At 67.5% G+C, this 317-nt stretch carries 1 protein-coding gene; it reads right to left on the bottom strand.

The genetic code is table 11. The features are described 5' to 3' along the window. Positions 1–42: 42 nt before the first annotated feature. The gene (locus tag ACZYSP_RS35350; protein WP_489019211.1) at positions 43–246 is read right to left on the bottom strand and encodes a hypothetical protein; all 204 of its coding nucleotides are present in this window, start codon (positions 244–246) and stop codon (positions 43–45) included. Between the last annotated feature and the right edge of the window lie 71 nt (positions 247–317).

The raw sequence follows: 317 nt of genomic DNA, 5'->3' as shown, positions 1-317 counted from the left end.
CAGCACGATCAGCACGCCGAGCGCGAACAGGCCCAGCACCGTTCAGGCGCGCACGATATCGAACAGCACCGGCAACTGGAAGAAGCTCGGGTTGATCGCGCCCACCACCAGGCTCACCAGCACGATCATCGCGAGTGTGAAGACCGAGGGGCGCTGCGCGAGCCAGTGGCGCCAGGACGTGCGGGCCCGTGGCTCGGGCGCTGCGGGCACAGCGGTGGTGTGCGCTTGAATGGTGGAAGCCGTCATGAGAATGCGGGAGAGGGGGTGTCGGAAACCAGCGCGCGGTACAGCTCGCTTTCGGCCAGCCCTTGCGCGTC

Source organism: Variovorax sp. F042 (assembly GCF_057814215.1).
The sequence above is the reverse complement of the archived record's forward strand: the minus strand, read 5'-3'. Positions and strand labels throughout refer to the sequence as shown.

Excerpts from the sequence above, each read along its gene's own strand:
- ACZYSP_RS35350 (WP_489019211.1), bottom strand. The coding sequence starts at position 246 with ATGACGGCTTCCACCATTCAAGCGCACACCACCGCTGTGCCCGCAGCG.